This is a genomic window from Blautia sp. OM06-15AC (genome assembly GCF_003481425.1).
Lineage (GTDB): Bacteria > Bacillota > Clostridia > Lachnospirales > Lachnospiraceae > Fusicatenibacter > Fusicatenibacter saccharivorans.
Window position 1 is genome coordinate 627,796 of record NZ_QULD01000001.1, and the last position, 15,242, is coordinate 643,037.

15 protein-coding genes are annotated in these 15,242 nt (G+C 50.1%); 12 read left to right on the forward strand and 3 right to left on the reverse strand.

The features are described 5' to 3' along the window. The first annotated feature begins 1 nt into the window (after position 1). The 10 genes from sufC to DXB83_RS03110 all read left to right on the forward strand — a co-directional run bounded on the left by sufC (position 2) and on the right by DXB83_RS03110 (position 9,795). On the forward strand, positions 2–754 hold the full coding sequence (gene sufC / locus DXB83_RS03065) for a Fe-S cluster assembly ATPase SufC (protein WP_055217927.1): 753 nt from the start codon (positions 2–4) through the stop codon (positions 752–754). Positions 755–812: 58 nt separating this feature from the next. After that, positions 813–2,192 carry a Fe-S cluster assembly protein SufB gene (gene sufB, locus DXB83_RS03070; protein ID WP_118697238.1) on the forward strand — a complete coding sequence of 460 codons (1,380 nt, stop codon included), beginning with the start codon at positions 813–815 and terminating at the stop codon, positions 2,190–2,192. Positions 2,193–2,205: 13 nt separating this feature from the next. Continuing rightward, a complete protein-coding gene (locus DXB83_RS03075; RefSeq protein WP_117761484.1) occupies positions 2,206–3,264 on the forward strand; it encodes a SufB/SufD family protein in 1,059 nt (352 codons plus the stop codon). Continuing rightward, positions 3,251–4,468: an aminotransferase class V-fold PLP-dependent enzyme gene (locus tag DXB83_RS03080; protein WP_117761485.1), complete on the forward strand. Its 1,218-nt coding sequence runs from the start codon at positions 3,251–3,253 to the stop codon at positions 4,466–4,468. The genes DXB83_RS03075 and DXB83_RS03080 overlap by 14 nt, the downstream gene beginning before the upstream one ends. Further along, positions 4,458–4,886: a Fe-S cluster assembly sulfur transfer protein SufU gene (sufU, locus tag DXB83_RS03085; protein ID WP_055217922.1), complete on the forward strand. Its 429-nt coding sequence runs from the start codon at positions 4,458–4,460 to the stop codon at positions 4,884–4,886. Before DXB83_RS03080 ends, sufU begins: the two co-directional genes overlap by 11 nt. Before the next feature lie 197 nt (positions 4,887–5,083). Further along, on the forward strand, positions 5,084–6,385 hold the full coding sequence (eno, locus tag DXB83_RS03090) for a phosphopyruvate hydratase (RefSeq protein ID WP_055217920.1): 1,302 nt from the start codon (positions 5,084–5,086) through the stop codon (positions 6,383–6,385). A gap of 207 nt (positions 6,386–6,592) precedes the next feature. Then, positions 6,593–7,267, forward strand: a complete 675-nt coding sequence (locus DXB83_RS03095; protein WP_022462789.1) for an amino acid ABC transporter permease — start codon at positions 6,593–6,595, stop codon at positions 7,265–7,267. A 3-nt stretch (positions 7,268–7,270) separates the two neighbouring features. Then, a complete protein-coding gene (locus DXB83_RS03100) occupies positions 7,271–8,014 on the forward strand; it encodes an amino acid ABC transporter ATP-binding protein (RefSeq protein ID WP_055267879.1) in 744 nt (247 codons plus the stop codon). Between the two features lie 122 nt (positions 8,015–8,136). Beyond that, a complete protein-coding gene (locus DXB83_RS03105; RefSeq protein ID WP_055217916.1) occupies positions 8,137–8,994 on the forward strand; it encodes a transporter substrate-binding domain-containing protein in 858 nt (285 codons plus the stop codon). 27 nt (positions 8,995–9,021) lie between these two features. Next, positions 9,022–9,795 carry a histidinol-phosphatase gene (locus DXB83_RS03110; protein ID WP_055217914.1) on the forward strand — a complete coding sequence of 258 codons (774 nt, stop codon included), beginning with the start codon at positions 9,022–9,024 and terminating at the stop codon, positions 9,793–9,795. Positions 9,796–9,877: 82 nt separating this feature from the next. Here DXB83_RS03110 and DXB83_RS03115 read toward each other — a convergent pair whose 3' ends face one another. The 3 genes from DXB83_RS03115 to DXB83_RS03125 all read right to left on the reverse strand — a co-directional run bounded on the left by DXB83_RS03115 (position 9,878) and on the right by DXB83_RS03125 (position 13,160). After that, a complete protein-coding gene (locus DXB83_RS03115) occupies positions 9,878–11,263 on the reverse strand; it encodes an MATE family efflux transporter (protein WP_117761486.1) in 1,386 nt (461 codons plus the stop codon). Positions 11,264–11,392: 129 nt separating this feature from the next. Next, on the reverse strand, positions 11,393–11,872 hold the full coding sequence (locus tag DXB83_RS03120) for a DUF6465 family protein (protein WP_055267883.1): 480 nt from the start codon (positions 11,870–11,872) through the stop codon (positions 11,393–11,395). Between the two features lie 85 nt (positions 11,873–11,957). Next, positions 11,958–13,160 carry an iron-containing alcohol dehydrogenase gene (locus DXB83_RS03125; protein ID WP_117761487.1) on the reverse strand — a complete coding sequence of 401 codons (1,203 nt, stop codon included), beginning with the start codon at positions 13,158–13,160 and terminating at the stop codon, positions 11,958–11,960. Positions 13,161–13,376: 216 nt separating this feature from the next. On the opposite strand from DXB83_RS03125, the gene DXB83_RS03130 reads away from it, so the two are divergent. Next, a complete protein-coding gene (locus DXB83_RS03130) occupies positions 13,377–14,378 on the forward strand; it encodes a DnaJ C-terminal domain-containing protein (RefSeq protein ID WP_118697253.1) in 1,002 nt (333 codons plus the stop codon). 230 nt (positions 14,379–14,608) lie between these two features. Beyond that, entirely contained in the window at positions 14,609–15,196 is a 588-nt protein-coding gene (locus tag DXB83_RS03135) for a 50S ribosomal protein L25 (RefSeq protein ID WP_117508954.1), read from the forward strand. The last annotated feature ends 46 nt before the right edge of the window (positions 15,197–15,242 follow it).

Genomic DNA, 15,242 nt, shown 5'->3' on the forward strand with positions numbered 1-15,242 from the left:
TATGGGAAAAAATCTTTTAACAGTGAAAGATTTAACGGTAAATGTAGAAGAAAAAGAGATCCTGCACGGCGTAAATCTTACGATTGGAAAAGGGGAGACGCATGTGCTGCTTGGACCGAATGGTACCGGAAAGTCGACGCTTGGCAATACGCTGCTCGGCAATCCGAAATATAACGTGACACGCGGCGAAATCTGGTTCCAGGGAAAGAACATCACAGAAGAGCCGGTCAATGAACGCGCCAAAATGGGACTGTTTCTCTCGTTTCAGAATCCGCTTGAGGTGCCTGGCGTAACCTTAAGCTCTTTTATCCGCAGCGCCGTCGAGTTAAAAACCGGCAAACGGATGCGTCTGTTTGAGTTCCGGAAAGAACTGGAAAAAGCAATGGAAGTTCTGCAGATGGATCCGTCGTATGCAGACCGTGATCTGAATGTCGGATTTTCCGGCGGTGAGAAAAAGAAAGCCGAGATCTTGCAGCTTCTGATGCTCGAGCCGTCCCTTACCATTCTCGATGAGACCGACTCCGGCCTGGATGTCGATGCGGTCCGCACCGTTTCTGCCGGAATTGAGGCATACCGCAGAAAATGCGGAGGAAGTCTTCTGATCATCACGCACAGCACGAAGATTCTGGAATCACTGATGGTGGATCAGACCCACATCATGGTGGAAGGTGAAATCGTCAAAACCGGCGATGCATCTCTTGTAGAGGAGATCAACCGGGACGGATTTGGAAAATACGAAAAGTCACTGGCGTAAAACCGAAGGTACAGAAAGGATGAAAACGCTGTGAGAGAAAAAAAGTTATGTAGAGGATATTGACCGAAGCATCTATGATTTCAAAGACGATGAAAAGGATGCCTATAAAGTAAAAGCCGGCCTGACGCCGGAAATTGTACAGAAAATTTCGGATGAGAAGAAAGACCCTGCCTGGATGCAGCTGTTCCGTCTGCGTTCTTTACAGATCTACAACCAGATGCCGATTCCGGATTGGGGTCCGTCGATTGAGGGTCTGAACATGGATGACATCGTAACGTATGTCCGCCCGAATACGAAAATGAAAGCAAAGTGGTCCGATGTGCCGGATGACATCAAAAATACGTTTGAGCGTCTTGGCATCCCGCAGGCAGAGCGGAAATCACTCGCCGGCGTGGGCGCACAGTATGATTCGGAGCTGGTCTATCACAACGTCCGCGCGGAAGTTGCGGCGCAGGGTGTTGTCTATACCGATATGGAGAGTGCGCTGCATGGTGAGTACGCGGATATGGTGCGGAAACACTTTATGAAACTGGTGAAACCGACCGACCACAAATTTGCCGCACTGCACGGAGCCGTCTGGTCCGGCGGTTCGTTTGTCTATGTGCCGAAGGGGGTTTCCGTGGAAATCCCGCTGCAGTCGTATTTCCGCCTGAATGCGCCGGGCGCAGGCCAGTTCGAGCATACGCTGATTATTGTCGATGAGGACGCGGACCTTCACTTTATCGAGGGCTGTTCCGCACCGAAATACAATGTGGCCAACCTCCATGCCGGATGTGTGGAGCTGTTTGTCGGAAAGAATGCAAGACTCCGTTATTCTACGATTGAAAACTGGTCGAAGAATATGTACAACCTGAACACGAAGCGCGCGCAGGTCGAGGAGGGCGGAAAAATCGAGTGGGTTTCCGGTTCATTCGGCTCCCACGTTTCCTACCTGTACCCGATGAGCGTGCTGAAAGGAAGAGGCGCAAAGATGGAATTTACCGGCATCACGTTTGCCGGTAAGGGCCAGAATCTCGATACCGGAGCGAAGGTTGTCCACAGCGCGCCGGATACGAGTTCCTATATTAACACGAAATCGATCTCGAAGGACGGCGGCATCAGCACCTTCCGTTCGTCAGTCTCTGTAACAAAAGCGGCAAAGAACACGAAATCAGCCGTTTCCTGCCAGTCTCTGATGCTCGATGATATCTCCCGGTCGGACACGATTCCGGCGATGGATATCCGTACAAAAGATGCGAACATCGGCCATGAAGCACAGATCGGAAGCATCAGCGATGAAGCCGTCTTTTATCTGATGTCGCGCGGCATGACGGAAGAGGATGCGAGAGCGTGCATCGTCAGCGGATTCGCGGATGATGTTTCAAAAGAACTGCCGCTGGAGTACGCGGTGGAGATGAACAATCTGATCCGCCTCGAGATGAAGGGCAGCATTGGATAAGGAGGCCAGACACATGGAAGAACAGAACAGCATGAAAATCAACCAGCTTCCATCGAAAACATGGTACTGGCTGGGATTAAATGATACAAAAGTAAAATGGGCGGCGGGTGCGCCGTGTGAAATCTGCGCGGAAGAGCCGTCTGCGGATGATGAGATAACGGGTTTTCCGGAAGCTATGAATACCGGGGCAGGAAAAGAGACGGATGTCCTTTTTGCACCGGAGCAGACGAAAAACTGGAATGTCTCTGCAAAGGAGGGGCAGACGAAACAGGTCACGCTTTCCATCGGACAGGGAAAAGAGACGGTTTCATCCGGAAAGATCCGCGCGGTGGCAGAAGAGGGAGCTTCCCTTACCGTTTTCGAGGTATTTGAACCGGCACAGGCAGCGGGACAGCTCGCGGTGCGGACAGAACTTTACGCGAAAAAAGACAGCCGCATCCGGCTCGTGCAGGTGATGATGCGCGGTGAGGGACAGGAGCTTTTAAATGATGTCGGATGCATCTGCGAGGAAAATGGTGCACTGGATCTTTTACAGGTCGTTGTCGGAAAAGGCGATGTCTATGACGGTATCTGGACCGAACTGCAGAAGGATCACGCATCACTGCAGGCAGAAATCGGCTATCTTCTGCAGAATCAGCAGAAATTTGATGTCAATCTGAATGTGCGCCACTTCGGAAAAGTAACCGAGAGCACGATCCAGGCAGACGGAACGCTGATGGATGCGGCGGAAAAGATCTTCCGCGGCACAATCGACTTTGTGCGCGGTTCGGCAGATTCCGTCGGAGCAGAGACAGAACAGGTATTGCTGCTCGGCGATGATGTAGTCAACAAGACGATTCCTGTGATCCTCTGTGCAGAGGAAAACGTACAGGGAAGCCACGGCGCGGCAATCGGAGAACTCGATGAAGAGACACTGTTTTACTTCGGTGCGCGCGGCATGGACCGTACACAGGCAGAAAATACGATGGCGCGGGCGAAACTGGAAGCAAAAATCCAGAAGATCGGCGATGCGGACATCGAACAGAAAGTAAAAACACAGCTTGCGGAGGTGCTTGACCGTGACAACAGATAACATCAGAAAAAATTTCCCGCTTCTGCAGCAAATGGACACGATCTATCTGGACAACGCGGCGACGGCACAGCGCCCGTCATGCGTTCTTGTTGCAGTACAGGAATTTTACGAACAGAAAAATGCAAATCCTCTGCGAGGATTCTATCCTTTAAGCCTGGAGGCGACGGAGAGCTATCAGGAGGCAAGAAAGACCGTACAGGAGTTTATTCATGCAGAAGAGCCGGAGGAGATTATTTTTACCCGGAATACAACGGAAAGCCTGAACCTTGTGGCATACAGCTATGGCCTGAACTTTTTAAAGGAAGGCGACGAGATCGCTGTAACAATCATGGAGCATCACAGCAATCTGCTTCCGTGGCAGATGGTGTCGCGTATGACTGGGGCAAAGCTCCATTATCTGGAATGTACCAGTGAGGGCGAGCTGACCGATGAGGAGCTCCAAAAGGGCATTAATGAGAGAACACGTCTTGTGGCTGTTGCGCAGGTATCGAATGTGCTCGGCTGCGTGAATCCGATCCAGAAAATCACGGAGATGGCGCACCGCGTGGGAGCCGTTGTCGTTGTGGACGGCGCCCAGAGCGTTCCGCATATGCCGGTCGACGTACAGGCGCTGGATGCAGATTTTCTCGCCTTTTCCGGCCATAAGCTGATGGGCCCGATGGGAATCGGCTGTCTGTATGGAAAACGGGAACTGCTGGAAAAAATGCCGCCGTTTTTAACCGGAGGCGAGATGATCGATTCCGTTTACCGCGACGGAGCCGTTTTTGCACCGGTTCCGCAGAAATTTGAGGCGGGAACGGTAAATGCAGCCGGTGCGGTGGGGCTGGCCGCAGCGATCCGGTATCTGCAGGAAAAAGGATTTGATTATATCCAGAAAAAAGAGCTGGAACTGACGCAACGTGCTATGGAAGGACTCGGCGCGCTGCCGTACGTTCATATCCTCGGTTCCAAAGATCCGGCCAACCACACGGGCATCGTTTCGTTTACGATTGACGGCGTGCATCCGCACGATGTGAGCGAAATTCTTTCTTCTGACGGCATCGATGTGCGGGCAGGCCACCACTGTGCACAGCCGCTTCTGGAATATCTTGGCGTCCGAAGTTCGACAAGAGCCAGCATGATGTTTTATAATACACCGGAAGAGATTGATGCACTGATCGAAAGTGTATCCACAATCAGAAGGAGAATGGGCTATGGAGAGTAGAGGATTTTATAACGAAATTTTGACGGAGCACAATCTGCGTCCGGAATTCAAGCATGATCTGCCGGATGCGGACATCGTACTCGAGGGCGTCAACCCAAGCTGCGGCGATGATATCTGGCTGAAATTAAAAGTCGACGGCGATGTGATCACGGACGGTGCGTTCGTGGGCGACGGCTGTGCGATTTCGCAGGCATCGGCGGACATTATGCTCGGCATGATCATCGGAAAGACGAAGGACGAGGCACTGCGCCTGGGAAATCTGTTTCTGCGCATGATCAAAGGAGAAGCATCCGACGAGGAGATTGACGAACTCGAGGAGGCTGGTGCACTGAAGGACATCTCCCACATGCCGGCAAGAGTGAAATGTGCAGTGCTTGGATGGCATACGCTGGAAGAGGCATTTAAACAGGAAAAATAAGAACAGAAAAACTTTTTGCATTTCTGAGAAAAAGTATCACTTTACCCACTTGCAATTTTTAAAAAATTAGTTATAATGAATTATAGTTAGTAAGGGCTAACCAAAGTGAATCAATCATTGTTATCTCCCGTCTGCGGATCCTGGACACTTCGCAGGCGGGAAACTCCAGAAACAAACGAGAAAGGAGCACACGAAAAGTGAAGAGCCTGAAAATTGAGGAAGTAAAAGGAAGAGAAATTCTGGATTCCAGAGGAAACCCAACCGTAGAAGCTGAGGTTGTTCTTGCAGGAGGCGTTGTAGGACGCGGCATGGCACCAAGCGGCGCATCTACCGGTGAGTTTGAGGCACTGGAATTACGAGATGGAGATAAAGCAAGATACCTTGGAAAAGGTGTGCAGAAAGCAGTAGAAAACATCAACACCGTCATCAACGATACCTTAAAAGGTATGGATGCATCCGATACCTACGCTGTAGATAAAGCTATGATCGATGCGGACGGAACAAAGGATAAATCCCGCCTGGGTGCAAACGCCATTCTGGCTGTATCCATTGCCTGCGCAAGAGCAGCAGCAAACGCACTTGAGATTCCGCTGTACCGCTTCTTCGGCGGCGTTTCCGGAAATCGTCTGCCGGTTCCGATGATGAACATCATCAACGGCGGATGCCACGCACTTTCTTCCGGCCTGGATGTACAGGAGTTCATGATCATGCCGGTTGGAGCATCTTCTTTCAAAGAGTGCTTAAGATGGTGCGCTGAGGTCTTCCATGCACTGGCTGCCATCTTAAAAGAGCGCGGACTGGCAACATCGGTTGGAGATGAAGGCGGTTTTGCACCGGCTCTGAAATCCGATGAAGAAGCCATCGAGACCATTCTTGAGGCAGTGAAAAAAGCAGGCTACGAGCCAGGCAGAGACTTCAAGATCGCGATGGATGCTGCTTCCTCCGAGTGGAAGACAGGAACCAAGGGTGAATACAAACTGCCGAAAGCCGGCACTGTATTTACTTCCAAAGAGCTGATCGCTCACTGGAAAGCACTGGTAGAGAAATATCCGATCATCTCCATCGAGGATGCTCTGGATGAAGAAGACTGGGAAGGCTGGAAAGAGCTGACCGCAGAGCTTGGCGGAAAAGTACAGCTTGTCGGTGACGACCTGTTTGTAACCAATACTGAGCGTCTGGCAAAAGGTATCTCCCTTGGCTGCGGAAATTCCATCCTGATCAAACTGAACCAGATCGGTTCTGTATCTGAGACCCTTGAGGCAATCAAAATGGCTCACAAAGCAGGCTACACCGCAATTTCCTCCCACCGTTCCGGTGAGACCGAGGATACCACCATCGCAGACCTGGCTGTTGCCCTGAACACCTGCCAGATCAAGACCGGTGCACCGAGCCGTACCGAGCGTGTTGCAAAATACAACCAGCTTCTCCGAATCGAAGAAGAACTTGGAACGGCCGCTGTATACCCTGGTGCAAGAGCATTTAATGTGACACAGGACTAAGCAGTAAATAACATAATACCATAAAAAAAGACAAGATCCTTCCTCTTAAAACCAACCATAAATAAGTGTCCCCGGGGCCGTTGAAAAACGTGTTTCCCGGGGATTCTTGCATGCGGGGGAGGGGTATATGAAAAAACACTTGACTTGAAGCGGACTTGAAGTGTTATCCTATCTAGGAAAATGTAAAAATAAGGGGGATATATCGAAATGAGCGAAAGATTATGGAATATTCTTCTGGATTCTTTCTGGAAAATCTTTCTGCCGGGCCTTAAGGTGACGATTCCGCTTACTGTAATCTCGTTTTCCATTGCACTTGTAATTGCGACGGCAATGGCTATGGTACAGTTTGCAAACATCAAAGGCCTTCGTCAGATTGCACGTTTCTATATCTGGATTTTCCGCGGAACCCCGCTTCTGGTCCAGCTTTTCGTTGTGTTTTACGGACTTCCGCGCGCCGGTATTCTGATCGATCCGTTTCCGGCGGCAGTTCTCGTCTTTTCCCTGAATGAGGGCGCCTACAGTGCCGAGACGATGCGTGCGGCCCTGGAAGCCGTTCCGGCAGGCCAGCTCGAAGCCGGCTACTGTGTCGGCATGTCGTATCTGCAGATCATGCGGAGAATTATCCTTCCGCAGGCGATGCGCACCGCTTTCCCGCCGCTTTCCAACTCTCTGATCGCCATGGTAAAGGATACTTCCCTTGCCGCAAATATCACCGTAACGGAGATGTTTATGGTAACGCAGCGGATTGTAGCGCGCACCCATGAGCCGCTGGCACTGTATATTGAAGTAGGACTGATCTACCTGCTGTTCTCCACTGTGCTCACGAAGCTGCAGGGAATCGGAGAGAAGAAACTGAGTACATATCAGAAAAAAGGGGAATAAGCCATGCTGGAAATTAAAGGATTAAAGAAAGCGTTCGGCAGCCTGGAAGTATTAAAAGGTGTAGATTTAAAAGTAAAACAGGGCGATGTTGTTGCAATCCTCGGTCCGAGTGGTTCGGGAAAAACGACGATGCTGCGCTGTGTCAACTTTCTGGAGCATGCGGACGGCGGCAGCCTGATCTTTGACGGGAAAGAATATCCGTTCCACAACATCAGCAAAAAAGATATCGCGGCGATCCGTCAGAAAACCGCATTTGTATTTCAGAACTATAACCTGTTCCTGAACAAAACAGCCCTTCATAACGTAACCGAGGGCCTGATCATCGGCAGAAAAATGCCAAAAACCAGGGCGGAGGAAAAAGCGCGTGCAGCGCTTGAAAAAGTAGGCATGCTGGACCGTGCGGACTACTATCCGCATCAGCTTTCCGGCGGACAGCAGCAGAGGGTGGCAATCGCCCGTGCACTGGCAACCGATCCGGAAATTATCTATTTTGATGAGCCGACCTCAGCACTCGACCCGGAGCTGACCGGCGAGGTGCTTGGTGTTATGCGCCAGCTTGCCAAAGAGGGAATGACAATGCTCGTTGTCACGCATGAGATGGGCTTTGCAAGAAACGTTTCGAACAAAGTTGTCTTTATGGAAAACGGCGTTGTCGTTGAGGAAGGTCCGTCGAAGGAATTTTTCGCAAATCCGCGGGAAGAGCGGACGAGAACATTTTTGCAGAATATTGAACAGCATTACGAGTAAGGTATCCCGCAAAGCGGCAAATCCTGCCCGGAGCACGGAATCCGGACAGTTTGCAATAAAGAAAACAGAAGAAGCAAAGGCAGCTTCTTCCAGAACAAAACAAAAAAGGAGTGGCGAATATTATGAAAAAGAAAATGGCAGCAGTATTTCTGGCAGGTATCCTGACATCATCCTTTTTACTGACCGGATGCGGAAACAGCACGGCAGATAACAGCAGTGCTTCTTCCTCTTCATCAGCATCTTCTGCAAGTGCGTCTGGGGATCTTTTAGAGCAGATCCAGAGCAAGGGTGAGATCGTTGTGGCAATGGAAGGAACCTGGGCACCGTGGACGTATCACGATGAGGACGACAACCTGGTCGGCTATGACGTAGAAGTGGCACAGCAGATCGCAGAGAAACTCGGCGTGAAAGCAACCTTTGTAGAGGGTGAGTGGGACGGCCTTCTTGCAGGAATCGATTCCGGCCGGTACGATATCATGGTAAACGGCGTAGATATCACAGAGGAGCGCGCTGAGAAATACAGCTTTTCCGATCCATACGCATACAACCGCACCGCTGTTATCGTAAACTCTGCTAACGATGAAATCCAGTCCATGGAGGATCTCGACGGAAAGAGCACCGCGAACACCATTTCCAGTACGTATGCAGAAGTTGCCGAGAAATATGGCGCAGCCGTTACCGGTGTTGACGATCTGGAGCAGACTTTCGAGCTTCTCTTAAGCGGCCGTATCGATGCAACTCTGAACGCAGAGGTAACGTATTACGATTATATGAAAGCACACCCGGATGCAGAGATCAAAATTGCATGTCTCGATCCGGAATCCACAAAAGTCGGTATTCCGATGAAAAAAGGCGATGAGACCAAGACGCTGCTTGAGGCAGTCAACAAAGCACTTGGCGAGCTCGCAGAAGAAGGAACACTGACAGAGCTTTCGGAAAAATATTTTGGAACGGATATCTCCAAAGAAGCAGCAGAATAAGATACAAAATAAAGAAGGTTACAGATCATGATTGCAAATTATCATACCCATACATGGCGGTGCCGCCATGCGGACGGAACGGAGCGGGAGTATGTGGAGCGCGCGATTGAGGGCGGCCTTAAAATTCTCGGTTTTTCCGACCATTCGCCTTATCCGTTCCCGGACGGCTACGATTCCGGCATGCGGATGCGGCTCGATCAGGTGGAAGGCTATGTAGACACCGTGCTGGCATTGAAAAAAGAGTATGACAAGGATATTGAAATCCATCTCGGACTCGAAACAGAGTATTTCCCGAGATTCTGGGATCAGCTGATTGATTTTTTGTCGGACTATCCGTTTGAGTACTTTGTGCTTGGCCAGCACAGCCTGGGAAATGAGATCGAAAAGATTCTCTACAGCGGCCATGGAACAACAGACGGAAGCTACCTGAAACAGTATGTGGACCAGTGCCTGGCAGGCATCGATACCGGAAAATACCTGTATCTGGCACACCCGGATCTCTTTTTATTCAACGGCGACGAAGCAGTGTTCGACCGGGAATACCGGAGACTCTGCCGTGAGGTGAAAAAGAGAAACATTCCGCTGGAGATCAATTTCCTTGGTCTGATGGAAGAAAGATGGTATCCGAACGAGAAGTTCTGGAAGATCGCCGGCGAAGAAGGAAACACCGCCGTTTTCGGCTGTGATGCCCATACGCCGAAAGCCGTCTGGAATCCGGAGACGGAACAGAAGGCACTGCAGCTGGCAGCAAAATACGGTCTGAAAGTACAGGAAACCGTTCCGATGCCGAAGACATTTTAACAGAAGCAGAAAAAGCTGTTCTTTTCTGGTGAGAGTTTTGAAAACTCCGCGGAAAAGAACAGCTTTTTTGATATGAGATTTTTTATGCTTTTTTTGTGTGCATCAGCCGTACCGCCTCTTCCCGCTGTTTCAGAATCTTCTGAATCGAAGTCCAGTAAACAATCATTGAGACAACCGGCCCGATCAGGTCGGAAATAGGTTCCACGTAGAAGATGTTTTCCAGTGCAAAGAACCGCGGCAGAAGAAACAGAGCGGTAAAGTAGACGAATTTCCGGAAGAAGGAGAGTGCAAACGAATAGCGCACGCAGCCCATTGCAGTAAAGCCGTCTACAATCTCGTACTGAATGCCGAGCGGAATGACTGAGAGTGTCGAAATATGAATCGCGCGGACCACCATCGAGACGATCTGCGGATCGGAAGTAAAAAGCTGCGCAAACAGTGTTCCGGCGGCATTGGAGACGAGGAACATCAAGGTCGTAAATCCGGCACAGAGTGCGATGATGGTTTTCTGTGCCTCAAGAATACGCCTGGAATTTCCAGCTCCATAATTGTATGCGAGGATTGACTGCGTTCCGCCACTGATTCCGCCGAGCGGTATCGTAATAATCAGCATAAAGCTCTGAACGATCGTTGCACAGGTGATGAAGCTGTCTCCCTGTCCGGCGGGTGCATATTGCTGCAGGACGGCGTTCATCGCAATGATCATCACATTGTCGATGGCAATGATTAGAAACGGAGTAAAACCGACTGTCAGAATGCGTTTCATGATCGCAAATGAATACCCGCCGAAGGTGATGCGGATCGGAATCGTCTTTCCGAACAGAATATGCAGCACATACAGACAGCTTGCGATCTGGGAGAGCACGGTTGCAATTGCTGCGCCGCGCACGCCGAGATGCAGAACGAAGATAAACACAGGGTCCAGCAGCAGATTCAGGACGGCGCCTAGCAGAACAGATTTCATTCCCTCACTGGCAAAGCCCTGGCAGATCACAAACTGGTTCAGGCCGGTCGATAAAAGCGCAAACACAGAGCCGGAAACGTAGATCATAAAATAGGCTCTGGCGTAAGGATACGTAACGGTGCTGGCTCCGAATGCCATCAGCATCGGGCGGGTTAAAAAAAGCGCCGCGGCTGTCAGAACGAGGGACAGGGAAACAAGCATCAGAAACGCATTAGCCAGGATGCGGGATGCCTCTTTTTCATTTTTCTCTCCGAGCCGGATGCCGAGCAGCGGTGCGCCGCCGACCCCGATGAGGGAGGAGAACGCGCCGATCATGGTGAGAATGGGACCGCAGACGCCGACACCCGCGAGCGCCAGATCACCGACAGAGGCAATGTGGCCGATGTACATACGGTCTACAATGCTGTACAGAACACTCACGAACTGTGCCAGCATGCTCGGAAAAGCAATACGGGGAACCAGTTTTCCGATCGGGTCGGTTCCGAGATGGTTTACAGTTTTCATAGAAAAATACCTTGTCGTTTTTTAGGTTTGGGAACAGACAGCAAAAAACATGCCCGAAACAAAATCCGGAAGACTTTGTTTCGGACATGCCGCTTTTGGTCTGTTCTGATAGATCAGCTGACAGAAAAATTATTCAGCAAGAGTGGTCAGATCTACTTTGAAATCGTCAGATCCCTGTCCGTCTACGGTGTAGTAAGCGGCTCTCTGCTCTGCGTTCAGGTAGATTTTGATCTCGCCTTTTAATCCGTTTGCTTTTACTTCTTTTTTGATGACTGCTTCGAGGTCTTTCATAGATACTTTTGTCTCGAAGATCTCAAGAACGGTATCAGATACTTTTGTCATTTTACGTGGGGTTTTGGTTGCTTCTGCCATGGTTTCCGTGGTCTCCTTTTTTACTGTTTTTTTAACGGTTTCTTTTTTGGTTGCTTTTTTCGGCTCTTTTGCAGCTTCTGCTTTTCCTTCTGCTGCTTCTGTATGTAAGGTTTTTTCAGTCGTTGGTTTTACTTCTTTTGCCGGTGCCGCTGTCTTTACAACGGTTTCCGCTGTTTTTGCAGCTTCTGCAGCCTGCTGTTTCGCTTTGGCCATTTTTTTCATGGTTCTTTTATTCATTTTATTCACTCCTCTATGCGATATCTCTAATAAATTACCATGTTTTTTGCGTTCTGTCAAATTTAAATTCGAGAAAACAGCGGCTTTAGGATTGTACACGGCGGAGCACAGAAAAGATTTTTTCAGAATCCCAGATCTGCGGAACAGGGTAGGTGGGATTTGCTTCTTTTAAAGCACGGCGTGCTATTTCTGTGTAATCATTCGGCGAAAGGTGCGGCAGAGTGGATGGAATGTCAAACGAATCGCGCATAGCCTCGATAGCTGCAATCATCCGCTCAGCCTTTTCAGAAACGGTATCTCCGCCGAGAGAAAGCGCATCGGCGAGAACGGCAAGTTTAGGCGCAATGCAGGAACCGTATTCGCGCAGAACAGCAGGCAGCAGAACCGCGTTGGCTCTTCCGTGCGGAATGTGGTACAGTGCACCGACGGCGTGGGCAATGGCATGGACGTAGCCGACAAAGTTGTTGGTAAAAGCGAAACCGGCCAGATACGATGCATGAAGCATTTCCTGCCGTGCGGCAAGACGGGAGCCGTCACGCCAGGCTTCGGGCAGGGCATGGAAATTTTCGCAGACTGCCTCGATGGATGCATTCTGCACGCTGCGGGAGGCGAAGAGGTTCAGAAAAGCTTCCATGGCATGGGTCAGGGCATCCATACCGGTATCTGCGGTCATAGAGGACGGGAGGCTGATCGTAAGACGCGGATCGAGAACTGCCGTATCCGGGATCAGACAGAGGTCATTGACGGCGTATTTGTATGGTTTCCCGTCGATACAGTCTGTGATGACAGCTGCCGCCGTTGCCTCCGAACCGGTTCCGGCTGTCGTCGGCACGGCAAACAGCGGCGGAAGTTTCCGACGGACTTTCAGGAGGCCCCGCATCGCAGGAACCGTCTTTTTCGGACAGCAGACGCGGGCACCGATCAGCTTTGCTGTATCGAGAACGGATCCGCCGCCGATGGCGAGGATAGCCTGAGCCTGAATCTGCTGATAAAGACGGAAACCCTGTTCCACGCTCTCAATCTGCGGATCCGGGGCGATTTCGGAGAAAATGGTGACGGAAATGTTTTCTTTTTTACAGCCATCCAGCAGAGACGTCAGTGTTCCGCGGCGGACAAAGCCGGGGGTAGTCACCAGGAGAATCCGGGAGATCCGGCGTTTCCGGAATAACGCGGGGAGCAGCAGAACGGCATCCGGTGCTGCAAGGAGTGTCTGTTTCTTATGCTCTGTCAGATGAAGAACGCGGCTCAACACCCACTGCCGGGTGCGGAACCAGAAAATGGAATGCATCAATCAAGTACCTCCATAAAAAATCGTGAGAATCGTATATCTCTTATTGTAACAGTGCACGGCAGGTTTTTCAATTCGTATAGGAATTTTGAATCTTCCGTGAAAAGAATTGACAGTGTAAAAAATGCGTGTTATAGTACAAATAGAACAGATAAAGAGAGCCAGGAATTGTTCACCTGGGAAATCAGGAAAAGGCTTGACTGGAGGTGCCTGATGATGGAAACAAAAAGAGATTATTATGAAGTATTAGGCGTCAGCCGGAATGCAGACGAGAAAGAAATCAAGCGTGCATACCGGAAACTGGCGAAAAAATATCATCCCGATACGAATGCGGGAAACCCGGATGCGGAAAAGAAATTTAAGGAAGTGACAGAAGCGTATTCTGTCTTAAGCGATCCGGAAAAGAAGAAAATGTACGATCAGTTCGGATTCGCGGCGTTCGACCAGGGAGCCGGCGCGTACAGCCAGCAGGGCGGTGGAAATCCGTACGGCAGTGCGTATGGAAACCCGTTCGGCGGAAGCGGAAACAACGGCGGCTATCACGAATTTCACTTTGAAGGAAACGCGGACGATATGTTCGGCGATTTCTTTGATCAGATGTTTCATGGCAAAAGCCGTGGATTCGGAAGCGAGCGGTATACGCGTTCGGGAAGCAGCAGACATCCGTTTGAGGATGCATTTTCCGGCCGCGGTACGGCAGAGGATCTCGATCTGCACGCTGAGGTTTCGATCCGCCTGGAGGAAGCGGCATCGGGCTGTGAAAAACAGATTACCCTGCGGAACCCGGATGGAACGACCAATACGCTGCTGGTTAAAATCCCGGCCGGTATCGAGAACGGAAAGAGCATCCGTCTGCGCGGCAAAGGCCATACAGGATCAAACGGCCGCCGCGGCGATCTGCTTTTGAAGGTCAATGTAGAAGAAAAGAAAGGTTTTGAACGGCGCGGAATGGACATCTACACGACGATTCAGATTCCATACACAACGGCAGTCTTTGGCGGCGAAGCGCGTGTCTCGACACTGTACGGAGATGTGGTCTGCAAAATCAAGGAAGGAACACAGTCCGGCAGTAAGCTCCGTCTGCGCGGCAAGGGCATGGTATCGATGAAAGATGCGAACGTGCACGGTGATCATTATGCGACGATTGAGATTGCTGTACCGCGCAGTCTGAACCGCACAGCACGCCAGAAACTGATGGAATATAAGGAAGCGTGCTGAAAATGTGAAGAAACTGTGAAATCGGAAAATCCGGGTTGACAAATTGTGTTCGTGGTATTATATTACAACTAGAACAAAGAAAAGGAATCAACAAGAAACCAATTCTTCCTTGCATGTTCCCAAACATCCTGTTCCAAGAAACTTATTCATAGCCACAAGGCAAAGCAAACTTAACACCCTTCACAAGATAAGAAGCCTGCTAAGAATCAGATTTTTGGAGGAAAAGGTAAATGAATACTTTAAAAGCTGAAAAGAGAAGTTTGGATGTAAAAGCAAAAAGACTCAGAAGAGAAGGATACGTTGTCGGCAATGTATTCGGCAGAGAGATGAAAGAATCCATTCCAGTTAAGATGGTAAAAAGAGATGTCGAGAAACTGCTGAAGACAGACCACAAAGGCAGCCAGATTATGCTGGATGTCGACGGAACCGCATACGATGTCCTGATCAAAAATGTTGATTATAACCCGGTAGCCGGACAGATCGATTCGATCGAGTTCCAGGCACTGGTCAGCAACGAGAAAGTTCATTCCGTTGCAGAGATTGTCCTTGTAAACCATGAAAAGATCGCAGAAGGCGTTCTGCAGGAGGATCTGAACGAGGTTGCCTACATGGCATACCCGGCATCCCTGGTCGATCAGGTAATGGTCGATGTCGGAGAGATGAAGATCGGTGATGTCATCCGCGTCAAAGATCTGTCCCTGGCCGCTGACCCGGATATCACCATAAAGACCAATCCGGAATCCATTGTCGTAAGTCTGATGGCTTCCCACAACGTAGAAGCACCGGCAGAAGATACCGAAGCAGCAGAAGAGAAATAAACAGAATAAGCACATACAAAGAAATCCGAAGGCGTCAAAAACCTTC

What these genes read in the sequence shown, in the direction of transcription:
- DXB83_RS03105 (WP_055217916.1), top strand. Translation starts at nt 8,137, where the DNA reads ATGAAAAAGAAAATGGCAGCAGTATTTCTGGCAGGTATCCTGACATCA.
- DXB83_RS03125 (WP_117761487.1), bottom strand. Translation starts at nt 13,160, where the DNA reads ATGCATTCCATTTTCTGGTTCCGCACCCGGCAGTGGGTGTTGAGCCGC.
- DXB83_RS03095 (WP_022462789.1), top strand. Translation starts at nt 6,593, where the DNA reads ATGAGCGAAAGATTATGGAATATTCTTCTGGATTCTTTCTGGAAAATC.
- DXB83_RS03130 (WP_118697253.1), top strand. Translation starts at nt 13,377, where the DNA reads ATGGAAACAAAAAGAGATTATTATGAAGTATTAGGCGTCAGCCGGAAT.
- DXB83_RS03110 (WP_055217914.1), top strand. Translation starts at nt 9,022, where the DNA reads ATGATTGCAAATTATCATACCCATACATGGCGGTGCCGCCATGCGGAC.
- DXB83_RS03075 (WP_117761484.1), top strand. Translation starts at nt 2,206, where the DNA reads ATGGAAGAACAGAACAGCATGAAAATCAACCAGCTTCCATCGAAAACA.
- DXB83_RS03120 (WP_055267883.1), bottom strand. Translation starts at nt 11,872, where the DNA reads ATGAATAAAAGAACCATGAAAAAAATGGCCAAAGCGAAACAGCAGGCT.
- sufU (WP_055217922.1), top strand. Translation starts at nt 4,458, where the DNA reads ATGGAGAGTAGAGGATTTTATAACGAAATTTTGACGGAGCACAATCTG.
- sufC (WP_055217927.1), top strand. Translation starts at nt 2, where the DNA reads ATGGGAAAAAATCTTTTAACAGTGAAAGATTTAACGGTAAATGTAGAA.
- DXB83_RS03135 (WP_117508954.1), top strand. Translation starts at nt 14,609, where the DNA reads ATGAATACTTTAAAAGCTGAAAAGAGAAGTTTGGATGTAAAAGCAAAA.
- DXB83_RS03115 (WP_117761486.1), bottom strand. Translation starts at nt 11,263, where the DNA reads ATGAAAACTGTAAACCATCTCGGAACCGACCCGATCGGAAAACTGGTT.
- DXB83_RS03100 (WP_055267879.1), top strand. Translation starts at nt 7,271, where the DNA reads ATGCTGGAAATTAAAGGATTAAAGAAAGCGTTCGGCAGCCTGGAAGTA.